Origin of the sequence: Pseudothauera lacus (assembly GCF_003034845.1) — a bacterium.
Taxonomy (GTDB): Bacteria; Pseudomonadota; Gammaproteobacteria; order Burkholderiales; family Rhodocyclaceae; genus Pseudothauera; species Pseudothauera lacus.
The window spans coordinates 1-20,225 of sequence record NZ_PZKC01000010.1; the positions used below are offsets into that span (position 1 = coordinate 1).

General features: G+C 69.3%; 21 protein-coding genes, 1 tRNA gene and 1 pseudogene. 17 read left to right on the top strand and 6 right to left on the bottom strand.

All coding sequences use genetic code 11. The annotated features are described in order from the left end of the window. Window positions 1-128: 128 nt before the first annotated feature. Window positions 129-1,574 (bottom strand): caspase family protein, encoded by a 1,446-nt coding sequence (locus C8261_RS12120; protein ID WP_107493988.1) that lies wholly within the window; start codon window positions 1,572-1,574, stop codon window positions 129-131. Window positions 1,575-2,003: 429 nt separating this feature from the next. On the opposite strand from C8261_RS12120, the gene selB reads away from it, so the two are divergent. Beyond that, the gene (gene selB, locus C8261_RS12125; protein ID WP_107493989.1) at window positions 2,004-3,980 is read left to right on the top strand and encodes a selenocysteine-specific translation elongation factor; all 1,977 of its coding nucleotides are present in this window, start codon (window positions 2,004-2,006) and stop codon (window positions 3,978-3,980) included. 24 nt (window positions 3,981-4,004) lie between these two features. Here the strand turns inward: selB and C8261_RS12130 are convergent, their stop codons facing one another. After that, the gene (locus tag C8261_RS12130) at window positions 4,005-4,736 is read right to left on the bottom strand and encodes a S1 family peptidase (protein WP_107493990.1); all 732 of its coding nucleotides are present in this window, start codon (window positions 4,734-4,736) and stop codon (window positions 4,005-4,007) included. A 105-nt stretch (window positions 4,737-4,841) separates the two neighbouring features. Between C8261_RS12130 and C8261_RS12135 the strand changes: the two genes are divergently transcribed. The 5 genes from C8261_RS12135 (at window position 4,842) to C8261_RS12150 (ending at window position 7,679) form a co-directional block, all read left to right on the top strand. Further along, on the top strand, window positions 4,842-5,297 hold the full coding sequence (locus C8261_RS12135) for a DUF3617 domain-containing protein (protein WP_146161679.1): 456 nt from the start codon (window positions 4,842-4,844) through the stop codon (window positions 5,295-5,297). 100 nt (window positions 5,298-5,397) lie between these two features. Then, a tRNA-Sec gene (locus C8261_RS17350) sits at window positions 5,398-5,494 on the top strand. Window positions 5,495-5,523: 29 nt separating this feature from the next. Then, a complete protein-coding gene (locus C8261_RS12140; protein WP_107493992.1) occupies window positions 5,524-5,997 on the top strand; it encodes a glycine cleavage system protein H in 474 nt (157 codons plus the stop codon). Continuing rightward, window positions 5,997-6,389, top strand: coding sequence for a DsrE family protein (locus C8261_RS12145; protein WP_107493993.1), 393 nt, complete (start codon window positions 5,997-5,999; stop codon window positions 6,387-6,389). The genes C8261_RS12140 and C8261_RS12145 overlap by 1 nt, the downstream gene beginning before the upstream one ends. Window positions 6,390-6,815: 426 nt before the next feature. After that, complete coding sequence (locus C8261_RS12150; RefSeq protein ID WP_107493994.1) at window positions 6,816-7,679, top strand: cache domain-containing protein; 864 nt, start codon at window positions 6,816-6,818, stop codon at window positions 7,677-7,679. Here the strand turns inward: C8261_RS12150 and C8261_RS12155 are convergent. Next, a complete protein-coding gene (locus C8261_RS12155; RefSeq protein ID WP_107493995.1) occupies window positions 7,667-9,313 on the bottom strand; it encodes an ATP-binding cassette domain-containing protein in 1,647 nt (548 codons plus the stop codon). The genes C8261_RS12150 and C8261_RS12155 overlap by 13 nt on opposite strands. A 222-nt stretch (window positions 9,314-9,535) precedes the next feature. On the opposite strand from C8261_RS12155, the pseudogene C8261_RS17655 reads away from it, so the two are divergent. The 5 genes and pseudogenes from C8261_RS17655 to C8261_RS12175 form a co-directional block, all read left to right on the top strand. Continuing rightward, window positions 9,536-9,868, top strand: a pseudogene (locus C8261_RS17655) (alcohol dehydrogenase catalytic domain-containing protein); the annotation flags it as partial. A 25-nt stretch (window positions 9,869-9,893) separates the two neighbouring features. Further along, window positions 9,894-10,523, top strand: a complete 630-nt coding sequence (locus tag C8261_RS17660) for an MDR/zinc-dependent alcohol dehydrogenase-like family protein (RefSeq protein WP_235864912.1) — start codon at window positions 9,894-9,896, stop codon at window positions 10,521-10,523. Window positions 10,524-10,553: 30 nt separating this feature from the next. Then, a complete protein-coding gene (locus C8261_RS12165; protein ID WP_107493996.1) occupies window positions 10,554-10,844 on the top strand; it encodes a hypothetical protein in 291 nt (96 codons plus the stop codon). Then, window positions 10,841-12,109, top strand: coding sequence for a ferric reductase-like transmembrane domain-containing protein (locus tag C8261_RS12170; RefSeq protein WP_107493997.1), 1,269 nt, complete (start codon window positions 10,841-10,843; stop codon window positions 12,107-12,109). Before C8261_RS12165 ends, C8261_RS12170 begins: the two co-directional genes overlap by 4 nt. Next, window positions 12,109-12,471 (top strand): cytochrome b5 domain-containing protein, encoded by a 363-nt coding sequence (locus C8261_RS12175; RefSeq protein WP_219905199.1) that lies wholly within the window; start codon window positions 12,109-12,111, stop codon window positions 12,469-12,471. The genes C8261_RS12170 and C8261_RS12175 overlap by 1 nt, the downstream gene beginning before the upstream one ends. 5 nt (window positions 12,472-12,476) lie before the next feature. Here C8261_RS12175 and C8261_RS12180 read toward each other — a convergent pair whose 3' ends face one another. Next, a complete protein-coding gene (locus C8261_RS12180) occupies window positions 12,477-12,818 on the bottom strand; it encodes a hypothetical protein (protein WP_235864913.1) in 342 nt (113 codons plus the stop codon). A 41-nt stretch (window positions 12,819-12,859) separates the two neighbouring features. After that, the gene (locus tag C8261_RS12185) at window positions 12,860-13,291 is read right to left on the bottom strand and encodes a PaaI family thioesterase (protein WP_107493998.1); all 432 of its coding nucleotides are present in this window, start codon (window positions 13,289-13,291) and stop codon (window positions 12,860-12,862) included. Between the two features lie 150 nt (window positions 13,292-13,441). Here C8261_RS12185 and C8261_RS12190 point away from each other — a divergent pair, with 150 nt between their 5' ends. Further along, on the top strand, window positions 13,442-14,593 hold the full coding sequence (locus C8261_RS12190; protein WP_107493999.1) for a metallophosphoesterase family protein: 1,152 nt from the start codon (window positions 13,442-13,444) through the stop codon (window positions 14,591-14,593). Beyond that, a complete protein-coding gene (locus C8261_RS12195) occupies window positions 14,590-17,289 on the top strand; it encodes an AAA family ATPase (RefSeq protein WP_107494000.1) in 2,700 nt (899 codons plus the stop codon). Before C8261_RS12190 ends, C8261_RS12195 begins: the two co-directional genes overlap by 4 nt. 36 nt (window positions 17,290-17,325) lie before the next feature. Here C8261_RS12195 and gcvA read toward each other — a convergent pair whose 3' ends face one another. After that, window positions 17,326-18,279, bottom strand: a complete 954-nt coding sequence (gene gcvA / locus C8261_RS12200) for a transcriptional regulator GcvA (RefSeq protein WP_107494001.1) — start codon at window positions 18,277-18,279, stop codon at window positions 17,326-17,328. Window positions 18,280-18,396: 117 nt separating this feature from the next. Here gcvA and C8261_RS12205 point away from each other — a divergent pair, with 117 nt between their 5' ends. The 4 genes from C8261_RS12205 to C8261_RS12220 all read left to right on the top strand — a co-directional run bounded on the left by C8261_RS12205 (window position 18,397) and on the right by C8261_RS12220 (window position 20,224). Next, on the top strand, window positions 18,397-18,576 hold the full coding sequence (locus tag C8261_RS12205) for an RSP_7527 family protein (protein WP_107494002.1): 180 nt from the start codon (window positions 18,397-18,399) through the stop codon (window positions 18,574-18,576). A 150-nt stretch (window positions 18,577-18,726) separates the two neighbouring features. After that, a complete protein-coding gene (locus C8261_RS12210; RefSeq protein WP_107494003.1) occupies window positions 18,727-19,278 on the top strand; it encodes a glycine zipper 2TM domain-containing protein in 552 nt (183 codons plus the stop codon). 26 nt (window positions 19,279-19,304) lie between these two features. After that, on the top strand, window positions 19,305-19,544 hold the full coding sequence (locus C8261_RS12215) for a PepSY domain-containing protein (RefSeq protein ID WP_107494121.1): 240 nt from the start codon (window positions 19,305-19,307) through the stop codon (window positions 19,542-19,544). Further along, window positions 19,544-20,224: a response regulator transcription factor gene (locus C8261_RS12220; RefSeq protein WP_107494004.1), complete on the top strand. Its 681-nt coding sequence runs from the start codon at window positions 19,544-19,546 to the stop codon at window positions 20,222-20,224. Before C8261_RS12215 ends, C8261_RS12220 begins: the two co-directional genes overlap by 1 nt. The last annotated feature ends 1 nt before the right edge of the window (window position 20,225 follow it).

Genomic DNA, 20,225 nt, shown 5'->3' on the forward strand with positions numbered 1-20,225 from the left:
TGGCCACCTCGGCCCATTCCGGGTCGGGGCACTTGAAGCTATTTCCAGGGAAACGAACCGGGCTTGTTCAACAATCGGTTCATGTCGTGGCTCGCTTCGCGATCACGACATAACCTTAATCGTTATGTCTATTTTTCTAGTGTCGATCCATACGGGTAAAGTATCTTTGTAGCTTTGGGGGCAACATTGCTATTTACTGTTAATTGAGCTACAGGAATTACCATTTCATTTGAAATGGTTTGGATGAGGCTGTCGTACCTAATCGGATAAGCCCCTAGGTCATAACCAGTATTCGACCCCGTCCTTCGGAGCACGTTAATTCCCTCAAAAAATACTCCGGTAACAAGATGCTCTCCAGTTTCAACTGTCTCGGTAACTACATCGACGCTAACGGACCGATGCTTCCCAGGAATCACATAGAAACGATTCTGGTGTGAAAGAAGTAGCTCAGAGATGAAGTCGAAACTCGGTGCAAACTCTTGAATCTTCTTTAGCTCAAAGAGATCATTGAATCTTGATACTTTGAATCCTTTTCTGAGCTCACCCTTGGAGTTAAAAAACACCTCAAAAAGCATTCCATCAAGTATGGGCTTATATTTCTCAGGTGGCACTTCCGCTATTTTGTTGTGAAAATCGTGGATGAATGAAATCGACGCATTGGCGCCCCCGCAAGCTGCTTGATAGACGTTGCGACCGAGGACAAACAGGGAGTCGATATCGGCTGATGTCAGATCCGCAGTGGTTAATTTTAAGAGAGCCGGATTTTGCGTGTACCAGTTACTCGATTTCAGTCCAGAGATGGCATCCTTGACCGGTGTTGCAGGTTTTAGAACGAATTGGGCATCTGCAATTGCATCAGCTCCATAAATTGTGATGCTTCGACCAATGCTAATGTTGAAATAAAAATCACCTGAAAGAGATGTGTGTTCCCACGACGTTTGCTTCTCTGAGGTAAGCATACTTAATGTGTTACGCACTCGCTTAAATAGGTCTTCAACGGGAATGTCGGGTGTATTTATGTGGCGTAGCAAAGCCTCTGTGTAGCTCCCATTCCTGCCCGCCCCATCTCCTGCAACCTCCCCTGGCGAGGTTGCGAAGGCAATAAGTGTTCCCTTTGGGGTGTAGATAGATGCTAGACCTCGTTGCTCCGGCCCTCTATTCCAAGCACGAACAAACGGATTGTTTCGACACGCATCCAGAATGATTAAATTTGTGCTATTGGCGCAGGAATCCATCACCTCGATTACTTGGTTTAGGGGAAACGATGAGTGTTTTGCACTTATCTCATCGATGAAGTTTGTATCGATTGCATTGAGATAGTTCTCCCCTTTAATTTGCATCCCGTGTCCGGCGAAATAGAACAGACCTACCTCGTTACTATTCAGGTTGTCTTTAAATGACTCTAGAGCTCGATCGATATCCTCTACCGTGCAGTCGATCTGGCTGATTACCGAAAAGCCCAAATCAAGAAGGGCCTTCGATATGTCCTCCGCATCATGTGCAGGATTTTTTAATGCGCCGCCATTTGGGTAGTTAGATATACCAACAACAAGAGCGGTTAGTTTCCTAGTCATTGCGTGAAATCCAAAGAGACATAACGTGTTGTATACATCAAATCTGACGGATATTCCGGCATCTGCCGGATAATCCCAACGGACTCTGCATGTCGATTTGTCATTTCAATCAACGGTCTAGCCTCCTGCGCTGTAAGTACCCACCGCCCTCAGAACCCAGCCAAACCGGGCACCCCCGAAGCTGCACCTGCGCTTGACCGCCGAGCTTGCTCAATCAGTAACTGGCTGCATTCGTTACAAGGACTCCAGCATACGAACCCGGAAGGCGTATGTCCATTGGGTCCGTGCGTTTCTCCCGCAGCAAGGGATGCACCATCGGCGCGGCCATTTGATTCGGCGGCGGTGTGGCAGGCCATGCTGCACGTCATCCGGGCCCGGTCCGCAAGCGCAACGGGTAAACTCCGCCGACCGCATTCCCTGGAGCAACCCATGCTGATCGGCACCGCCGGCCACATCGACCACGGCAAGACCACGCTGGTGCGCGCGCTCACCGGGGTGGATACCGACCGCCTGCCGGAGGAGAAGAAGCGCGGCATTACCATCGAGCTGGGCTATGCCTATGCGCCCTTGCCGGCGGTGGCGGGCGAGCCGGCGGGGGTGCTGGCCTTCATCGATGTGCCGGGGCACGAGAAGTTTGTGCCCACCATGCTCACCGGCGCGGCGGGGATTGATTTCGCGCTCCTGGTGGTGGCTGCCGACGACGGTGTGATGCCGCAGACGCGCGAGCATCTGGCCATCCTGCAGATCCTTGGGGTGGCGCGCGGGGCGGTGGCGATTACCAAGTGCGACCGCGTCGACGCATCACGCATCGCTGCGGTGGAGGCCGAGGTGCAGGCGCTGCTGGCGCGCACGGCGCTGGCCGGGGTGCCGGTCTTTGCGGTGGCGGCGGGCGTTGGCGAGCGCTTCCAGCTTGATGCCTTGCGGGATCATCTGGTTGCCACGGCGCGCGGCGACGCGGTGCAGGCGCCGCCGCCCGGTGTCGGCTTCCGGCTGGCGGTGGATCGCCATTTTGCCGTGGCCGGGGCGGGTACCGTGGTCACCGGCACCGCCTACGCGGGGCGGGTGCGCGTGGGCGAGCGGCTGGTGCTGGCGCGTGGTGATGGTTTCGTGCGCGAAGTGCGGGTGCGCGGCCTGCATGTGAACAACCGCGCCGCCGACGAGGGCTGTGCCGGTCAGCGTTGCGCGGTGAACCTTGCCGGCGTCGAGCACCGCGAGGTCGAGCGCGGCGACTGGTTGTGCGTACCGGCGCTGGCCCGCCCCAGCGACCGCGTGGACCTGCGCCTCAGCCTGCTCGCAGAGGCGCCGCGTACGTTGGGGCAGTGGAGTGCGGTGAGCCTGCACCATGCTGCCGGACAGGCCCAGGCACGTCTGGCCTTGCTCGACGGGGCGCTCGAGGCCGGTGGCCTGGCGCCCGGCGGCAGTGCCCTGGTGCAGGCGGTGCTGGATCGCCCCATCCTTGCCTGCTGGGGCGACCGCGTGGTGATCCGCGATGCTGCCGGGCGGGTCACCCTTGGCGGCGGGCGGGTGCTTGACCCCTTCCCGCCGGCCCGCCACCGCCGCCGTCCGGCCCGCCTGGCGCTGCTTGCGGCGCTGGAGAATAACGATCCGGCGCAGCGCCTGGGCGCACTGCTGGCTGCAGCGCCTTATGGTCTGGACGCGGCGGAGCTGGCCGCGGCGCACAACCTTGATGCGCACGCCTGGCTGGCCGCGCTGCGTGCCGGCGCGGTGCAGCGGGTGGACACCGCGCGCGGCGCGCAACTCTTCGACCCGGCGGTGTGGGCGGCGCTGGGCGAGCGTGTGCTGAGCCGCCTGGCCGCGCACCATGAGCAGTTCGCCGACGAGCCCGGGGTGGAGCGCGAGCGCCTGCGCCGGATGGCGCTGCCGCAGCTTGCCGCGCCCACCTTCCTGGCCCTGCTCGAAGCCCTGCTGGGCGAAGGGCGGCTGGCGCGCGCGGGTTCGGCGTGGCACCTGCCCGGCCACACGGTGGAGCTTTCGCCGGCCGAGCGCGAACGCGCCGACGGTCTGCTGGAGCGCCTCGGCGAGGGCAGTTTCGATCCTCCCTGGGTGCGCGATCTGGCCGCCGCCACCGGGTTTGCCGAAGCCGACGTGCGCCGCCTGCTGCGCCAGTTGGCGGCGCGTGGCGAGACCTTCCAGGTCGTCCGTGACCTTTTCTACCCCGCCGCCACGGTGGCGGTGCTGGTGGCCATTGCGGCGGAGCTTGCGGCTGCGGACGAAGGCGGGCGCATCCGCGCCGCGGCCTTCCGCGACCGCATCGGTGGTGGCCGCAAGCGCGCCATCCAGATCCTCGAGTTCTTCGACCGCGTCGGCTACACCCGCCGCGTTGGCGAGGGCAACCAGCGCGCCGACCTGCTGCGTGGCGAGCCGCCGGTGGCGGCGGCGTGCTGAAGGGGCGGCACTACTGGGGCGGTGCTACTCGGTAAGGGCCAGCAGGCAGTCCGCGTACCAGGCGCAGTTGAGCCCGAGGGCTTCGTCGATGGTGACATCGCGCCCGCCGACGTCGAGCCGCGCCGAATGCACGCCGAGCAGCATCCACGGCAGGTCGCCGTGGGTGGCGTCCGCAGCGCCGATGCGCATCACCACCGGGGCGCCGCTGGTGCCGCGGTGGGTGCGGCCGTCGGTGAGAAAGTAGCCCTGGCCCTGGAAGCGCAGCCCGAAGGAGGAGGCGATGACCGCCTGGCGCACCACCGGCAGGTGGTGCAGGGTGTCGTGAAAGCCGAGCGGAAAGCCGACGATGAGCAGCGAGGTGCCGACCTCGACCTGATCGAAGCGCCCGAGCAGATGCTGCGGGGTGAACGCCCGCCAGCTTGCCGATGGTGGCAGGGCGCTGCGGTCGATCTCGATCAGCGCCACGTCGATGGCGCCCGCAGCATCGGCGGCCTGGCGCCACAGCGGGGCGCCGCTGTCGTCGTAGAGGGGCAGCGAAAAGCCGGTGGCGCGGGCGACGTCGCTGGCGTCGGTGTGCACCTCGATGACGATGCGGTCGGGCAGGTGGGCGCTGTCCTCGTCGCGGAAGACATGGCGGCTGCTGACCACGAAGAGGCGGCCGCGTGCTTCGAAGAAGAAGCCGCTGGCGTTGCTGAGGACGCGGTCGCCGGCCAGGGTGGTGAGATGGGTGGCGGCGAGCAGGAGCGGTTCGATCATGTCGGGGGGTTCTGAGGTGTGGCGGGGCGGAATTGATCCGGCGCATTCTGGTACGGACATGGAAGTGCTGCAATGCGCGTCTGTCCAACCTGGAGCGACCATACCATGCGCCTGCCCGTCAGCCTCGCCTTCATCCTCGTCACCGCCACTGCGGCGGCTGCCCAGCCAGTTGGCGGGCCGCAGCGCATGCACGGCCTGTGGCAGATCAACGTCCTCGAAGCCGGCGGCGAACGCAGCTTCCATCTCTGCGTCGGTGCCGGCGATGACGTCCTCGCCCACCTCGACGCGGCGGCCACGCAATGCGAACCCGCGCAGTGGCGGCGCGACGGTGCCTATGTGCACATGGCCGACCGCTGCAGCGGTGCCCAGGGCGGGTACGAGCGCAGCGGCCGCTTCTCCGGCGACTTCCAGTACAACTTCCAGGGCGAGCTGCAGGTGGCCGGCACGGCGCCGCGCACGCTGGTGGTCGATGGCCGGCGGCTGGCGCCCTGCAAGGCGCTGAAGGCGGGCGAGATGCGCCCGCAGGGCAGCCCCGGGGGCAATCTCAACCTCGGCCAGTAAGCCTTGCCGGCGGCGATCGCCGGGTTACAATCAGCTGCCGCCAGAATGCCCGGCACGGCCCCGACCTGCGGGGGCGGACCGGCGTTGCCGCGGGCACTGCGGAAGAGAGGCGTTCCCCGGTGGGGCGACCGGTCTTCAAAACCGGGTGGGGCCGTCAGCCGGTCCCAGGTGGGTTCGACTCCCATTCTCTTCCGCCATTTGCTTCCCTTGCCGATGACCTGCCGACATGGCCGAACTGCGTGGCTGCGTCTTCCCCGAAGACCTCCTCTACCATCCCGAAACCCATCTCTGGTTCGCGCCCGAGGGCGAGGGCTGTTATCGCGTCGGCGTGACACCGTTCGGGGTTGCCATCGCCGGCGAGATCCTGCTGTTCACGGCCAAGCCGGAAGGGCTGCAACTGACTGCCGGGCGCGCATTCGGGCTGCTTGAGGCGGGCAAGACGGTGTTCCCGGTGAAGACCCCGGTGGCCGCCGAGCTGCTCGGCGGCAATCCCGCGCTTGCCGACTCGGCCGCGGCGATGAACGTGGATGCCTACGCCTCCTGGCTGGTCCGCCTGCGCGTGGCGGCGCCGGAACCCGGCGTGTTGCTGCCATGGGCGGCGGCGCGTGCCGGCATCGAGGCACAGATGGAGCTGTGGCGCTTCGACGAGCTGGCCTCCTTCCAGGCCCCGCTGGTGGGCGCCGGGGCGCGCGAGATCTGATGGCCGAGCGTCTCGCCATCCTGGTGTGGGCGGCCGATCCCGCCGCCCCGCACCTGTGCGCCACGCCCTTCTATTTTGCCGCCGCGGCGGCTGCAATGGACGTCGAGGTGGAGATGTACTTCACCGCGCGCTCGGTGGAGCTGCTCGTCGACGGCGTGGCGGAAACCCTGTACGCCGACGGTGGTGGCGTCGCCGAGACGGAGCGGCGCACGGTGGCCGGCTTCCTGCGCGAGGCGCATCGCTTCGGCGTGCGCATGTATGCCTGCCCGGCGGCACTGCAGGCTCATGGCGTGAACGCAGCGACGCTGCGCACCGAGGTCAGCGGCCAGGCCGGAGCGGCGGCCTTCATCGGGCGCACGCTGGACGCCGGCTGGCGCACCCTGAGTTTCTGAACGGGCACTGTGAAATAGCGCACTCGACAGGTGATGCTTGGGGCCTGTTCTCATTCGCTTGGCGACCGCCGTGGCGAATGAGAACAGGCCCTAGTGTAGTGGTGCGTTCTTGATGGAACTTATCTGAAGCGTAGCAATTCACGTTGCAGCGGCCTCCTCCTCGTGTGCCGCGGAGCGAATTAGCAGGTTCCTTCCCCTTCAAGGGGAAGGGCAGGATGGGGATGGGTTTCTTGCAGGCGCTTCGGAGTCTACCCATCCCCACCCCAACCCGGGAGTCTCCGCTACGCTACGCCGCTACGCAGGCGGCGAGCGGTGCTCGCCGAAACCCCTGCTCCGCCCCCTTGAAGGGGAGGGAGCTTCGTTGTGCAAACTTAAGTTCCCGCAAGAATGAAACACTACACTAGGCTGTCACCAAAGGAGTAGGCCATGAATGTCCTGCCGCGCACCGTGTACGCGTCCCTGCTGGCGACCCTGCTGAGTTGTGCGGCCGGTCTGGCAGCGGCCACCGAACGCCTCTCCGAGCGCTGGGACGAGCGCCGCGCGGTCTTGCTGCTGGAGCGCGCGGCCGCCCACCTGCAGTCCCGCGGCGAGGCGGCCCTGGGCGACTTCGCGCGCCAGGGCGAGTTCGTCGACCGCGACCTCTACGTCTATGTGCTCGATACCGAAGGGCGCTTCCTCGCCAGCGGCGGTTCCTCGTCGGCACTGATCGGCCAGGACGTCAGCACACGCACCGATTCGGCCGGCAAGCCCTTCTTCCGCGACATGCTCGATCTCGCCCGCAGCGCCGGCAGCGGCCGCATCGACTACCGCTGGCTGAATCCGGTGAGCAACCGCGATGAGCCCAAGGTGGCCCTGTTCCGCCGTATCGGCAGCTACATCGTCGCCGTCGGCTTCTATTCGCCGCGCGCCACTGCGGCGCAGGCGCGCGAGTTGCTGGAGCGTGCCGCGCTGGCCCTCGGCGCCGATGCCGACGGTGCGCTGGCGGCGTTCCAGGAGCTCGATGGCGGTTACATGCAGGACGATCTCTACGTCTTCGTCGTCGATCTTGAAGACGGTCGCTTCCTTGCCAATGGCGCCAGCCCGGCGCTGCGCGGCCGTGACGGCCGCGAGCTGCGCGACCCGCGCGGCAAGGCCGTGATCAGCGACATGATCGCCATCGCCCGCAGCCGCGGCCACGGGCAGCTCGAATACCTGTGGCGCAATCCGCTGACCGCGAAGACGGAGAGCAAGACCTCGTTCTTCCGCCGCGTCGACGGCATGCTCGTCGGGGTGGGCTACTACACGCGCTGAGCTCCTGCCGCGCGCGGGCGCAGCTGCCATCCCTGCGGCGTCCATTGCAGGACGTCGGTGAGCGCCAGTGCGTCGAGGAAGTGGTGGTCGTGCGAGACCACCAGCAGGGCGCCGCGGTAGGCGCGCAGCATTTCCTCGACGGCCTGCAGCGAGGGCAGGTCGATGTGGTTGGTGGGTTCGTCGAGCAGCAGCAGGCGCGCCGGCGGTTCGGCATACAGCGCGCAGGCCAGCGCTGCCTTCAGCCGTTCGCCGCCCGACAGGGTGGTGGCGGGCGCCAGTGCGCGACGTGCGTCGAGGCCCAGCAGCGCCAGCCGGGTGCGCGCCTGCGCTTCGCCGAGAGCGGGGTTGGCGGCCAGCAGGGCGGTGAGCGCGGGGCGCCCGCCCTCCACCCCGGCGAGCGCCTGGTCTACCCAGGTGCTGGGCACCGTCACCGTGCACCGCCCCTGAGCGGGAGCGAGCTGTCCGGCGAGCAGCTTCAGCAGCGTGCTCTTGCCGCAGCCGTTGGGGCCGCACAGCGCAATGCGGCGCGGTCCGCTCACCACCAGGTCGAGTGCCTGCGCGGTGGCGCGTCCGTATGGCAGGCGCACGCCTGCCAGCACCGCCACCTGCTTGCCGGCCGCAACCGTGCCGGCGGGCGACAGCAGTACCGTCGGGGGGCTGTCGTCAATCGCCGCAGCGGCGGCGTGGACCGCCGCATCGAGCCCCTTGCGGGTGTTCTCACGGCTCGCCCGCAGGCGGGCGCTGCTGTGTTCGCTGCGCTCCTTGGCGCGGTCGAGGAGGATCTGCGCCTGGTTGGCGTCGCGCGCGCTGCGCTGCCCCTGCGCCGCGCGCTGTGCGAGGCGTTCCTGCTGGCGGCGCAGTTCGACCTCGCCGCGGCGCCTCTCGGTGCGGGCGTGGGCCAGCGCCTGCGCCGCGGCGTCCGTCGCGCGGGCCTTGGCGGCGGCGTAGCAGCCGTAGTCGCCGCCGTGGCGCTGCAGGCCATGGCGGCCCAGCTCGACGATGGCCTCCATGCGGTCGAGCACGGCACGGTCGTGGCTGATCACGATCAGGGCGCGCCGCCACGCCGTAAGGCGCCGGTAGAGCGCGTCACGCGCCGAGGCGTCGAGGTGGTTGCTCGGTTCGTCGAGGATCAGTACTTCGGCGTCGTCGACAAATGCGCCCAGCAGCGCTACCCGCGTGCATTCCCCGCCGCTCAGCCCGGCGGCCGGGGTCTCGGCGTCGAGATGGCCGAGACCTTCGGCGGCGAGCGCGGCTTCCAGGCGCCGGCGCAGATCCCAGCGTTCGCCGACGATGTCGAAATCCGCTGCGCTGGTACTGCCCCGCTCGATGCGCGCGAGCGCATCCACCACCGCGCCGATCCCGGCGACGTCGGCCACCCGGCGATGCCGCGCGGGGTCGATGAACTGGGCCACGTAGCGCACCCGGCCGTGGCGCATCACCTGCCCGGCAGTGGGGGCCAGCTCGCCGGCGATGATGCGTGCGAGCACCGACTTGCCGACCCCATTGCGCCCGACCAGGCCGCTGCGGCGATCGTCGAAATGGCCGTCGAGGCCGGAAAACAGGGGGCTGCCGTCGGGCAGCAGGAAGGAGACGCGATCGAGCGTGATCGCCGTGCGCGAGTGCGAACCTGACATGAGTGCTCCGGAAAATGCCGACACGGCTTCCGTTGCGGCAACGGAAGCGGAAAAAGGTGGCTGTGGCGGCCACGGGGCATTTACAGGCGCATCGGTCGGGCACTCCGCAGGGGTGATGAATGCGCGGATTATGAACCCCTTGCCAGCCCCTTGTCACCGGCGTAGCGTTGGACGTGCCGGTGTTCCCGCAATGGCCGGCGAGCGAGGTCGGCAATGCGTGCGATGGTCTATGAAGGGGCGGCGCAGCTGCGTCTGGTCGAGCGTCCGCGGCCACGGCCGGGGGCGGGGCAGGTGCTGCTGCAGGTCGAGGCCTGCGGGGTGTGCCGCACCGACCTCCATCTGGTCGATGGCGAGCTGCCCGCGCCGCTGCTGCCGGTCATCCCCGGGCATGAGATCGTCGGTCGGGTGCGGGCCGTGGGCGCCGGGGTGGACGGTTTTGCCATCGGCCAGCGCGTCGGCGTGCCGTGGCTGGGATGGACCTGCGGCAGCTGCGACTACTGCCGCCGCGGGCAGGAGAACCTCTGCGATGCCGCGCGCTTCACCGGCTACACGATCGACGGCGGCTACGCCGAATACACCGTTGCCGACCAGCGCTACTGCTTCGCCCTCCCGGAGGCGCCATCCGCAGCTGCGCTCGCCCCCCCTGCTGTGTGCCGGGCTGATCGGCCACCGTGCCCTTGCCATGGCTGGCGATGCCCAGCGGGTGGGCATCTACGGCTTCGGCGCGGCCGCCCACATCGTTGCCCAGGTGCTGCGCCATCAGGGGCGGCCGTTCTACGCCTTCACCCGCAGTGGCGACGACGACAGCCAGCGCTTTGCCCGCCAGCTGGGGGCGACATGGTGCGGCGACAGTACTGCGCCGCCGCAGGCCCTCGACGCCGCACTGATCTTCGCCCCGGCCGGCGAACTGGTGCCGGCGGCGTTGCGTGCGGTGCGCAAGGGCGGCACGGTGGTGTGCGCAGGCATCCACATGAGCCCCATCCCGACCTTTCCCTACGACATCCTGTGGGGCGAGCGCACGCTGCGCTCGGTGGCCAATCTTACCCGCAGCGATGGCATGCGCTTCTTCGAGCTCGCCGCGCACACGCCCATCGACACCAGTGTCCGCCCGTGGCCGCTGGAAGCCGCCAACGAGGCCCTTGCCGCCCTGCGCAGCGGGCGCATCCAGGGTGCCGCGGTGCTGTTGCCGGAGGGCGGGCCGAGTGAGTGAGCCTGCTGTTTCAAACCGTCAGGGGGCAGCATGAAGCGCGCTGCGCTGCTGTTGATCCTGGCGCTGCTGGCCCCTTCCGCCGCGGCCGGACCCTGGCGCGCGGAGGAGGGCAACGTGTCCGGCTGGCAGCTGATGAGTCCGGCCGAGCGCGTGGAGCACCAGCGCCGGCTGCGCGGTTTCACCCGCTACGAGGACTGTCGTGCCTATCAGGAAGCCCATCACGCGGAGATGGCGGCGCGCGCCGGGGCCGCGGGGGTGGTGCTGACCCCACGCGCACAAACGGCCTGCGACCAGTTGCGCGCGCGCGGGAGGCTGAAGTGAGCGCAGCGCTCTCCGCCCTGCGCGGCCTGGCGGCGCCCGGCCTGCTGCTCGCCCTGCCGGCGGCATGCCTGATCTGGGCCTGGCCGGTCGAACTGCACGGCTGGCGCGCCGTTGCCATCGTCAGCGCTTGGGCAGGAACCGCGCTGCTGGTTGGCAGCACCCTGCTGATGGTGCGCGCGGCGCGACTGGCTGCCTTGTTCGGTGGACTGGATGCGCAGTACCGCTGGCACCATCTTGGCGGCACCGTTGCCTATGCCTTGCTGCTGGCCCATCCGCTGGCCCTGGCTGCTGCGGCTTGGCAGGAATCCCCCCGCCTGGCCTGGGAAGTGCTTTCTCCCTGGGCGCAACACTGGACGGTGTGGCTGGGCTGGGCAGCACTCGGTTTGCTGATGGTGGGACTGGCGGCGACATTCAGCCTGCATCTGCCATACCGCCGTTGGCGGGCGCTGCATTACCTGGCAGGTGCGGGGGTGGTTGCCGGCTTGATTCACGCCTGGACACTGCTTGCCCAACCCGGCCCGCTGGCCTTGCTCTTGCCGCTGGCGGCGCTGGCGCTCTGCTGGCGGTTGATCGGCAGCGATCTGGGCCTCGCGGCGCGCCCCTACCGCGTACGCAGTGTGGCAGCGCGTGCGGCAGGGATGATAGAAGCGGTGCTGGAGCCCTGCGGGCCTCGCATGGCAGTTTCTCCGGGTCAGTTTGTTTTCGCCGCGTTTGGCGATGGGCCCGGTTTTCGCGGCTGCGGCGAGTTTCACCCCTTCACCGTGAGCAGCATCGGAGACGACGGTGCGCTGGCGGTGGGCATCAAGGCGCTGGGGCCGTGTTCGCGCCATGTGCAGGGGCTGACGCCGGGCGTTGCGGTGCGTCTGGAAGGGCCTTTTGGCCGTTTTCTCGCCGACCGTGCCGACGGTCCGCAGTTCTGGCTGGCCGGTGGGGTGGGCATCACCCCTTTCATCGCCGCCCTGCGTGCCGGCCCGCTGCAGCAACCGACGACCTTGCTGTACTTCTACCGCAGTGCCCAGGATGCGGCCTACCTTGAGGAGCTGCGTTCCATCGCTGCGGCCGATGCATGCCTCACCCTGGTGGCCGAGGCCGCCGCGGGCCCGCCGCCGACGCTGGATGTGAGACTGTCAGAGGTACCCGGACTCGGCGCGCGCCAGGCGCAATTGTGCGGGCCCGCAGCGCTGGTCGAAGCTGCCCGCGGTGCCTTGCTGAGCCATGGCATGCCGGCAGCGGCCATCCATTTCGAACGCTTCGACTTCCGCTGATGCGCGCCCTGTTTCTCGTTTCCACCGTTCTGTTCTGGATCGTCGTGGCGGCGGCGTGGGTCAGTGCGTTGCGGCCCCTGGCTCCCGCACCGTCCGATGTGTCCGCGGAGCCGCGCTACGTGCTGGCCGACATTGCGCAGCACGGCAGTGTGGATGATTGCTGGATGGCCATCGACGGGGTGGTCTACGATTTCACTGCCTACCTGCCCGAGCACCCCACAAGCCCGCGCGTGATGGCCGCGTGGTGCGGGAAGGAGGCCAGTGAGGCCTATCACACCAAGACTCGCGGCCGTCCGCACTCCAGCTACGCTGACGGTCTGCTGCCAGCCTGGCGCGTCGGCGTACTCGCGGCGGAACCCTGATGCGCTTAACGCCCCGCGCCGCAGGGGCGGCGTTCGGCGCCACAGTGCCGGAAGTCGCCGAGCGGACGGTTGAAGGTGTACTCCAGCGGCGCGCCCACCCACTCGCGCGCAGTCTGCCCGGCGGTGCCGGTGGGCAGGGTGAAGGGCAGGGCGATGAGGAAGCCGGCGCCGCCGACCACGGCACCGAGCAGGCCCAGCGGACGCACCACCACCAGGTCGACGGCCATGTCGGTGGCGCGGTCGCCGGTCACCGCCTCGTCGTGCTGGGCGCGCACGCCGGGGGCGCCGACGGTGAGGCAGGCACACAGGGCGGTGATGGCCAGGCGCTGCGCTGCGGGGCTGCGCATGGGGTTCTCCGTTGCGGGTGATGTTCCAGTATGGGCCGTGCTCAGGCCTTCGGCCAGAGGATCATCTGCGTGCAGCGGAACAATGCGAGCTTGCGCCCGCTGGCGACGTCGGTGACTTCGGCGTCCCATACCTGGGTGGTGCGCCCGAGGTGCTGGGCGGTGGCCACGCAGGCAATGCTGCCTTCGCGCACGGTGCCGAGGTGGTTGCTCTTCAGCTCGACGGTGGTGAAGGACTGCGCGCCGGCAGGCAGGTGCACGATGGTGCCGTAGCCGCAGGTGGTGTCGGCCAGCGCGACGATGCTGGCGGCGTGAAGGAATTCGTTGGGGGCGATGTGCAGGCGCTTCACCGGCATGCGGCTGGTGAGGCGGCCCTGTTCCATGCTGAGGATCTCGATGCCCAGATAGCCGGGCAGGTACTCGGCGCCACGGGCGTTGAGGGTGGCGATGTCGATGTCGCTGTGCAGCGTGCTCATGAGCGGGTCTCCGCTGGCCTGGGGGTGGTGGGCCGCACTATACCAGTGCGTATGGAGTCCGGGTCCGGCCAGGTGCCGCTGTGCAGCTGCCGGCCGCGGCCGTATCATCGCGCCGGTGCGCGCGTCCTGCCGCCACGCCGTGGAGAACCCATGCCCGTCTTCCTGCACACCGCCGACTGGCAGATCGGCAAGCTGTTCGGCCAGTTCGATGCCGACGAGGCCGCCCTGCTGGCCGAAGAGCGCTTCGCCGCGGTGGAGCACATCGCCGCGCTGGCCACCGCGCACGCCGTCGATGCGGTGCTGGTGGCCGGCGACGTGTTCGATGCGCAGACCGTCACCGAACGCTGCATCCACCGCCTCTTCCACGCCCTGCGCGGCTACTCCGGGCCGTGGCTGCTGCTGCCCGGCAACCACGATGCGGCGCTCGCCGAATCGGTGTGGACGCGCGCCGAGCGGCTGGCCGCGGTGCCGTCCAACGTCCACCTCTGCCTGCGTGCCGAAGTGCTGCGGCTGGATGCGCTGCGCGTCGCCGTGTTGCCGGCGCCGCTCACCCAGCGCAACACCCACGCCGACCTCACCGAGTGGTTCGACGCCGCCGACACCCCGCCCGGCTGGCTGCGCGTGGGGCTGGCGCACGGCAGCGTGCAGGGCATCCTCGCCGAGGACATCGATTCCGCCAACCCCATCGCCGCCGGGCGTGCCGCACGCGCGCACCTCGACTATCTGGCGCTGGGCGACTGGCACGGTACGCGCCAGATCGACGCGCATACCTGGTACGCCGGCACGCCGGAAAGCGACCGCTTCCGCGCCAATGCCTCCGGCCAGGTGCTGCGCGTGGTGCTCGGCGCCCCCGGCACGCCGCCGCAGGTCAGCGCACTCGCCAGCGGGCGCTACCGCTGGCACGACAGCGCCGCCACCCTGCAGGTGGCCAGCGACCTCGACCTGCTGCTGGCGCAGCTCGCCGGCTACGGCGCCGACGACGTGGTGCAGCTCGCGGTGTCCGGACGCTGCGATCTGGCCGGCCATCGCCGCCTGCAGCAGGCCGTCGAGCAGGCGCGCGGGCGCGCACGCAGCCTGCTTGCCGATCTCTCCGCGCTGCAACTCGAGCCCACCCTGGACGACATCGAGGCGCTGGCCGCCGACGGCTACATCAACGAGGTCATCGGCGAACTGCAGGCCGCGCAGCATGGCGCCGACCTTGCCCGCGCCGAGGCCGCGCGCGACGCCCTCGCGCTGCTCGCCGGGCTGCTCGACAGCAGGCGCGGCGCGCGCCACCCGGGTAGCGCAGGAGGCGGGCAATGAAACTCACCCGCTTGCGCATCGAACAGCTGCGCCAGTTCCGGGCGCCGTTCGAGATCCGCGATTTCGCGCCCGGACTGAACCTGTTCAGCGGCCCCAACGAGGCCGGCAAGAGCACCCTCGTCGCCGCCATCCGCGCCGCCTTCTTCGAACGCCACCGCTCCGGCGCGGTGGACGACCTGCGCCCCTGGGGCGATTCGGCCGCCGCACCGACCGTGGAACTGGACTTCGAGCTCGGTGGCCAGCCCTGCCGCCTGGTGAAGAGCTTCCTGGCGCGCAAGCGCTGCGAGCTGCGCATCGGCACGCAAGGCCTGGACGGTGCCGAGGCCGAGGACCGCCTCGCCGAACTGCTCGGCTTCCAGCACGCCGGCAAGGGCGCCAGCAAGGCAGAGCACTGGGGCATTCCCGGCCTGCTGTGGATCCAGCAGGGGGCTGCGCAGGAATTGCGTGAGGCCGTCGGCCATGCCACCGACCATCTGCGCAGCGCACTCGAAGCCTCGCTCGGCGAAGTCGCCGCGAGCGGCGGCGACGACCTGCTGGCCAGCGTGCAGGCGCAGCGCAGCGAGCTGCTCACCGAGGCCGGCGGCCGCCCGCGTGGTCCCTACAAGGACGCGCTGGAGCGCGAGGCCGCACTGGCCGCGACCCTTGGCGGACTCGACGCCGCCATCGCCCACTACCGTCAGCGTGTCGACGCCCTCGCCAGCCTGCGCCGCGCGCACGCCGCGGACGAGCTCGAACAGCCCTGGGTGGATTGCCGTCGCCGCCAGCACGAGGCCGCCGAGCGCCTGCAGGCCATCCAGGCGCAGCAGGACAGCCTGGCTGCCGAAGGCCAGCGCGCCGAGGCTGCCGAACGCCGTGCGGCACTGCTGCGCAGCCAGCTCGAGGCCTGGGCGCGCGAGGATCAGGCCTTGGCCGCGCGTGCCGCCGCGCAAGCCGAAGCGCTCGCCGCGCGGGACGCCGCCGCCGCCCCGCTGGCCCACTGGCAGGCGCGCCAGGAAGGCGCCGCGCGCGAACTCGACGCCGCCCGCGCCGCCCTGCGGCAGGCCCGTCAGCAGCATGCACGCGCCCAACTCGCACGCGATGCCGCGGCCGCCGCGGCGCGCGCGCAGGCCTGCGCCCGCCAGCTCGCCGAGGCCGCAGGCGCGCGCGAAGCGCTCCTCGCCGTGCAGCGCGCGGCGGCTGCCAGCGCCATTCCCGCAGCCGAGCTGAAGACCCTGCGCACGCTGGAGCGCCAGCTCGCCGAAGTGCACATCCAGCGCGACGCCGCCGCCACCCGCCTGGCGTGGGTGCTGCAAGCCGATTGCGCGCTCCGTCTCGGCGAAGCCACGCTCAGCGGCAGCGGCGAGATCCGCCTGACGGCGCCGGCCAGCCTTGAGCTGCCTGGCCTCGGCCGCCTGGAGATCGCCCCCGGCGGCGGCAGCGACCTCGCCACCCTGGACGCCCGCGGCGACGAGCTCGCCGACCGCCGGCGCACCCTGCTTGCCCGCCTCGGCCTGCCCGACCTGGCCGCAGCCGAGGCGCGCGAGCTCGAACACAGCCGTCTGCAACAACAACTGGCCGCCGCCCAGGCCACCCTGCAGGCCCTCGCCCCGCAGGGTGTCGATGCGCTCGGCGCCGAGCACGCCGCCCTGCAGGCGCGCGCCGACGAACTCGCCCGCGCGCTGGCCGACGCCGGCGGCGAGGGGGCGGGCGATGGGGGTGACAAGGTGTCCGCCGCAGGCCCCGCGCCAACGGCTGGCGACACACCGCCACTGTCCGTCGATCAGGCCGAAGCCGCCGAGCAGGCTGCCGCCCACACCCTCGCCGCCATCCAGGGCGAACGCCACCGCGCCCAGCTCGCCGCCGCCGATGCCGCCAGCCGGCTCGACGCCGCCACCCGCGAACTTGCCGCCGCCCGTGCCCTGTGCGCCGACCCGGTGCGCGCCGCGCGCATCGCCCAGAGCAGCGCCGAGCTCACCGACGCGCTGGCCGAACGCAAGGCGCTCGGCGCGCGCATCGAGGCGCTGCAGCAGCACATCGCCGCTGCCCGCCCGGACATCCTGCAGCAGGACGTCGAGCGCTTCCGCGCTACCGCCGAAGAGCTCGAAACCCAGCACCGCGTGCGCCGCGACCAGCTCATGCGCCTGGAGGTGGAACTGCAGACCGAGGGCGCGCAGGGCCTCGAAGAGCGCCGTGCCGAATGCGCCCGCGATCACGCCCAGGCCGCCCGCCGGGCCGGCGAGCTGCGCCGCCGCGCCGCGGCCCTCGATCTCCTCCTCGGCCTGCTGCAGGACAAGCGCCGTGCGCTCACCCGCCGCCTGCAGGCGCCGCTGCAGAAGCACCTCAACCGCTACCTGCAGCTGCTCTTCCCGCAGGCCAGCCTGGAGATCGACGAGAACCTCACCCCCGGCCCGCTCACCCGCGGGGTGGAAAGTGGCGATTTCGAGCAGCTCAGTTTCGGCGCGCGCGAGCAGATGGGGGTGATCAGCCGGCTGGCCTACGCCGACCTGCTCGCCGAAGCCGGCCGGCCCACCCTGATCATCCTCGACGATGCCCTGGTGCACAGCGACGCCGAGCGCCTCGCGCAGATGAAGCGTGTGCTCTTCGATGCCGCCACCCGTCACCAGATCCTGCTGTTCACCTGCCACCCCGCCAACTGGCGCGACCTCGGCGTGGCGGCACGCTCGATCGACGATCTGCGGGCGGGCGCGGCGCAGTAGCGCGCGGCGTCGCGCTGCGACCCGGTCAAGCTCCGTTCAGCGCCGTCCTTCCCCGACCTCTTCCAGCAACCACCCCCGGAATGCCTGGATGGCCGCCTGCCCGGCATGTTCCGGGCGGGTCAGCAGGTAGTAGGCGAAGTTGCGGTTGATGGTGATGTCGAAGGGGGCGGCGAGGCGGCTGGCGGCGATTTCGCCGGCAACCAGGGGGCGCGACAGCAGGGCGATGCCGAGGCCGTCGGCGGCGGCGGCGATGGCGAGGCCGGAGTCGGTGAAGTGAGGGCCGGCGTCGGCATCCACGCCGCTGACCCCGGCGCTGCGCAGCCAGTCCTTCCAGCTCGGGCGCTCGCGCGCCAGCGGGATGGTGTCGTCGTGGATCAGCAGGTGGTAGCGCAGGTCGTCGGGGGTGCGCAGCGGGCGCTTCGCGTGCAGCAGGGCGGGGCTGCACACCGCGGTGTATTCGGGCATGAACAGGCGTTCGACGCGAAACCCCGGGTAGTGCCCGCTGCCGTAGCGGATCCAGGCCTCCGGCCCTTCGCCGCGCGGGGCGCGGATCTCCATCGGCGGGGCACCGGGCGCCTCGGCGCCGTCGATCATGCGCGCCGAGCCGGAGAGGTGCAGCTCGATCAGCGGCTCGCGCTGTGCGAAGACGTGCAGGCGCGGCACCAGCCAGCGCGAGGCGAATGAAGGCGGGGCGACCACCTGCAGGCGGGCCTTGGGATTCAGTGCGTACACCTGCGCCACTGCCGCGGCGAAGCAGTCCATGCCCTCGCGCAGCCCGGGCAGCAGCGCTGCGCCGGCGGCAGTGAGTTCCAGCGCGCGGGTGAGGCGGCGGAACAGCGCGCAGCCCAGGTGCTCCTCCAGCCCGCGGATCTGGTGGCTGATCGCCGCAGGGGTCACCGACAGCTCCTCGGCGGCGAGCTTGAAGCTGAGGTGGCGCGCTGCGGCTTCGAAAGCACGCAGGGCGTTGAGCGGTGGCAGGCGGTAGGGCATATGAATGAATTTTTCTAAGTCGTTACCTGACAATAGATCGTTTGTTGCGCCGCAGCAAGTGGATCTACAGTTGCTCCCGCCCCGCACAACGGGGCATCAACCTCAAGGAGCCACACAATGGATCACGAGCACATCGACATCGACATCGACGAGCGCATCCGCGCAGCCCATCGTCTGCGCGACGCCGCAGTTGCAGAGTTCTTCACCGTTCTCTGGCGCACCCTGCGTACCCTGCCCGCACGCACTGTTCACGCCGTCAGCGTGCAGTTGCGCGCCCATCACCTGCTGCATCACTGATAGCGCTGCCCGGGTGAACATGCCCGCTGCGGCGGGCATGGGGCAGGCCTGCGCTGATCCGCCGCGGTTCAGCATCCGTTCATCGACAGGGGCCTAGTCTTGCACCAACGCGCCGCATCGTGCGGGGCGGTGACAAGACGGAGGACCATCATGAACAGAATCAGACTCGCCCTTGCGCTGTCACTGGCCGGCCTGGCTTCGGCAGCCTGCGCCAGCGGCCCGATGCGCGGCCAGCACCACGACGGCAGCTATCAGGACTGGGCGCGGGTGACCCAGGTACAACCCCAGTATGAGCGTGTGCGGGTGACCCGCCAGGAGTGTGGGCCGGCGCATGTGTACTACGACGATCACCCCGTCCATGGCGGCGGCGAGCGCCAGCTCGGCGGGGCGATCATCGGCGGTATTGCCGGCGGCATCATCGGCAATCAGGTCGGCAAGGGCAACGGCCGTCATGTGGCCACTGCCGCAGGTGCGGCGGTGGGGGCGATCGTCGGCGACCGCATCCAGAACAACAGCGCCCACGCCGTGCCGCCGCAGGCCCATGGCCGTCCGCGGCAGCAGTGCCGCACGGTCGAGCACTGGGAGCAGCAGCTCACCGGCTACCGCGTCAGCTACGAGTACAATGGCCGCCACTACACGCGCTTCATGACCCACGACCCCGGTCGCCGCCTGCGGGTCAATGTGTCGGTGTCGCCGGCCTGAAGCGTCTGTTGCCCGAGGTGCCGCGCATGCGTATCCGTTCCGCCCTTCTCGCCCTGCTCTGCGCCGGCACCCTGCTGGCCGCGCCGGCGCACGCGGTGGACCGCGACGAAGCCGCCGCGATTGCCCGCCAGACCACCGGCGGGCGTGTGCTGGCGGTGGAGGCGGGGCGGCGCAACGGCGATGCGGTGTTCGTGGTGCGCGTGCTGACCCCTTCCGGTGAGGTGCGCGTGGTCGTGGTCGATGCCCGCAGCGGCGCGGTGCGCTGATGCGGGTGCTGGTCGTCGAGGACGAAGCTGCACTGCGCCAGGGCGTGGTGGCGGCGCTGGCCGCGGCCGGCGCACAGGTGCAGGAGGCTGCCGACGGCGTGGTCGGGCACTACCTCGCCAGCGAGTACCCCTTTGACGTTGCAGTCATCGACCTGGGCCTGCCCGGACTGCCCGGGCTGGAGCTGATCCGCCGTCTGCGCGCGGCCGGCTCGCGTCTGCCCATCCTCATCCTCACCGCGCGGGCGCGCTGGCAGGAGAAGGTGGAAGGGCTGGAGAGCGGCGCCGACGATTACCTCGCCAAGCCCTTCGAGATGCCCGAACTGCTCGCCCGCGTGCGCGCGCTGTGGCGCCGCGCGGCAGGGGCTGCGGGCACCGTGGTGGTGGCCGGGGCCTACCGCATCGATCTCGACGCCCAGCAGGTGAGCTGCGCCGGAAACCCGGTGGCGCTCACCGCCTTCGAGTTCCGCCTGCTCGAATATCTTGCCCGCAATCGCGAGCGCGTGGTCAGCCGGCGCGAACTGACCGACTATCTCTACCCGCTCGACGAGGACCGCGACAGCAACGTGCTGGAGGTGCTGATCGGCCGCCTGCGCCGCAAGCTCGACCCCGCCGGGTGCCATCAGCCCGTGCTCACGGTGCGCGGACGCGGCTACCGCTTTGCCCCCGTGGAGGGCGGCTGAC

Coding starts and splice junctions, on each gene's coding strand:
- C8261_RS12130 (WP_107493990.1), bottom strand. CDS start 4,736: ATGATCGAACCGCTCCTGCTCGCCGCCACCCATCTCACCACCCTGGCC.
- C8261_RS12165 (WP_107493996.1), top strand. CDS start 10,554: ATGAAGCGCGCTGCGCTGCTGTTGATCCTGGCGCTGCTGGCCCCTTCC.
- selB (WP_107493989.1), top strand. CDS start 2,004: ATGCTGATCGGCACCGCCGGCCACATCGACCACGGCAAGACCACGCTG.
- C8261_RS12155 (WP_107493995.1), bottom strand. CDS start 9,313: ATGTCAGGTTCGCACTCGCGCACGGCGATCACGCTCGATCGCGTCTCC.
- C8261_RS12140 (WP_107493992.1), top strand. CDS start 5,524: ATGGCCGAACTGCGTGGCTGCGTCTTCCCCGAAGACCTCCTCTACCAT.
- C8261_RS12150 (WP_107493994.1), top strand. CDS start 6,816: ATGAATGTCCTGCCGCGCACCGTGTACGCGTCCCTGCTGGCGACCCTG.
- C8261_RS12220 (WP_107494004.1), top strand. CDS start 19,544: ATGCGGGTGCTGGTCGTCGAGGACGAAGCTGCACTGCGCCAGGGCGTG.
- C8261_RS12145 (WP_107493993.1), top strand. CDS start 5,997: ATGGCCGAGCGTCTCGCCATCCTGGTGTGGGCGGCCGATCCCGCCGCC.
- C8261_RS12210 (WP_107494003.1), top strand. CDS start 18,727: ATGAACAGAATCAGACTCGCCCTTGCGCTGTCACTGGCCGGCCTGGCT.
- C8261_RS12215 (WP_107494121.1), top strand. CDS start 19,305: ATGCGTATCCGTTCCGCCCTTCTCGCCCTGCTCTGCGCCGGCACCCTG.
- C8261_RS12205 (WP_107494002.1), top strand. CDS start 18,397: ATGGATCACGAGCACATCGACATCGACATCGACGAGCGCATCCGCGCA.
- C8261_RS12185 (WP_107493998.1), bottom strand. CDS start 13,291: ATGAGCACGCTGCACAGCGACATCGACATCGCCACCCTCAACGCCCGT.
- C8261_RS12175 (WP_219905199.1), top strand. CDS start 12,109: ATGCGCGCCCTGTTTCTCGTTTCCACCGTTCTGTTCTGGATCGTCGTG.
- C8261_RS12190 (WP_107493999.1), top strand. CDS start 13,442: ATGCCCGTCTTCCTGCACACCGCCGACTGGCAGATCGGCAAGCTGTTC.
- C8261_RS12195 (WP_107494000.1), top strand. CDS start 14,590: ATGAAACTCACCCGCTTGCGCATCGAACAGCTGCGCCAGTTCCGGGCG.
- C8261_RS12180 (WP_235864913.1), bottom strand. CDS start 12,818: ATGCGCAGCCCCGCAGCGCAGCGCCTGGCCATCACCGCCCTGTGTGCC.
- C8261_RS12120 (WP_107493988.1), bottom strand. CDS start 1,574: ATGACTAGGAAACTAACCGCTCTTGTTGTTGGTATATCTAACTACCCA.
- C8261_RS12135 (WP_146161679.1), top strand. CDS start 4,842: ATGCGCCTGCCCGTCAGCCTCGCCTTCATCCTCGTCACCGCCACTGCG.
- gcvA (WP_107494001.1), bottom strand. CDS start 18,279: ATGCCCTACCGCCTGCCACCGCTCAACGCCCTGCGTGCTTTCGAAGCC.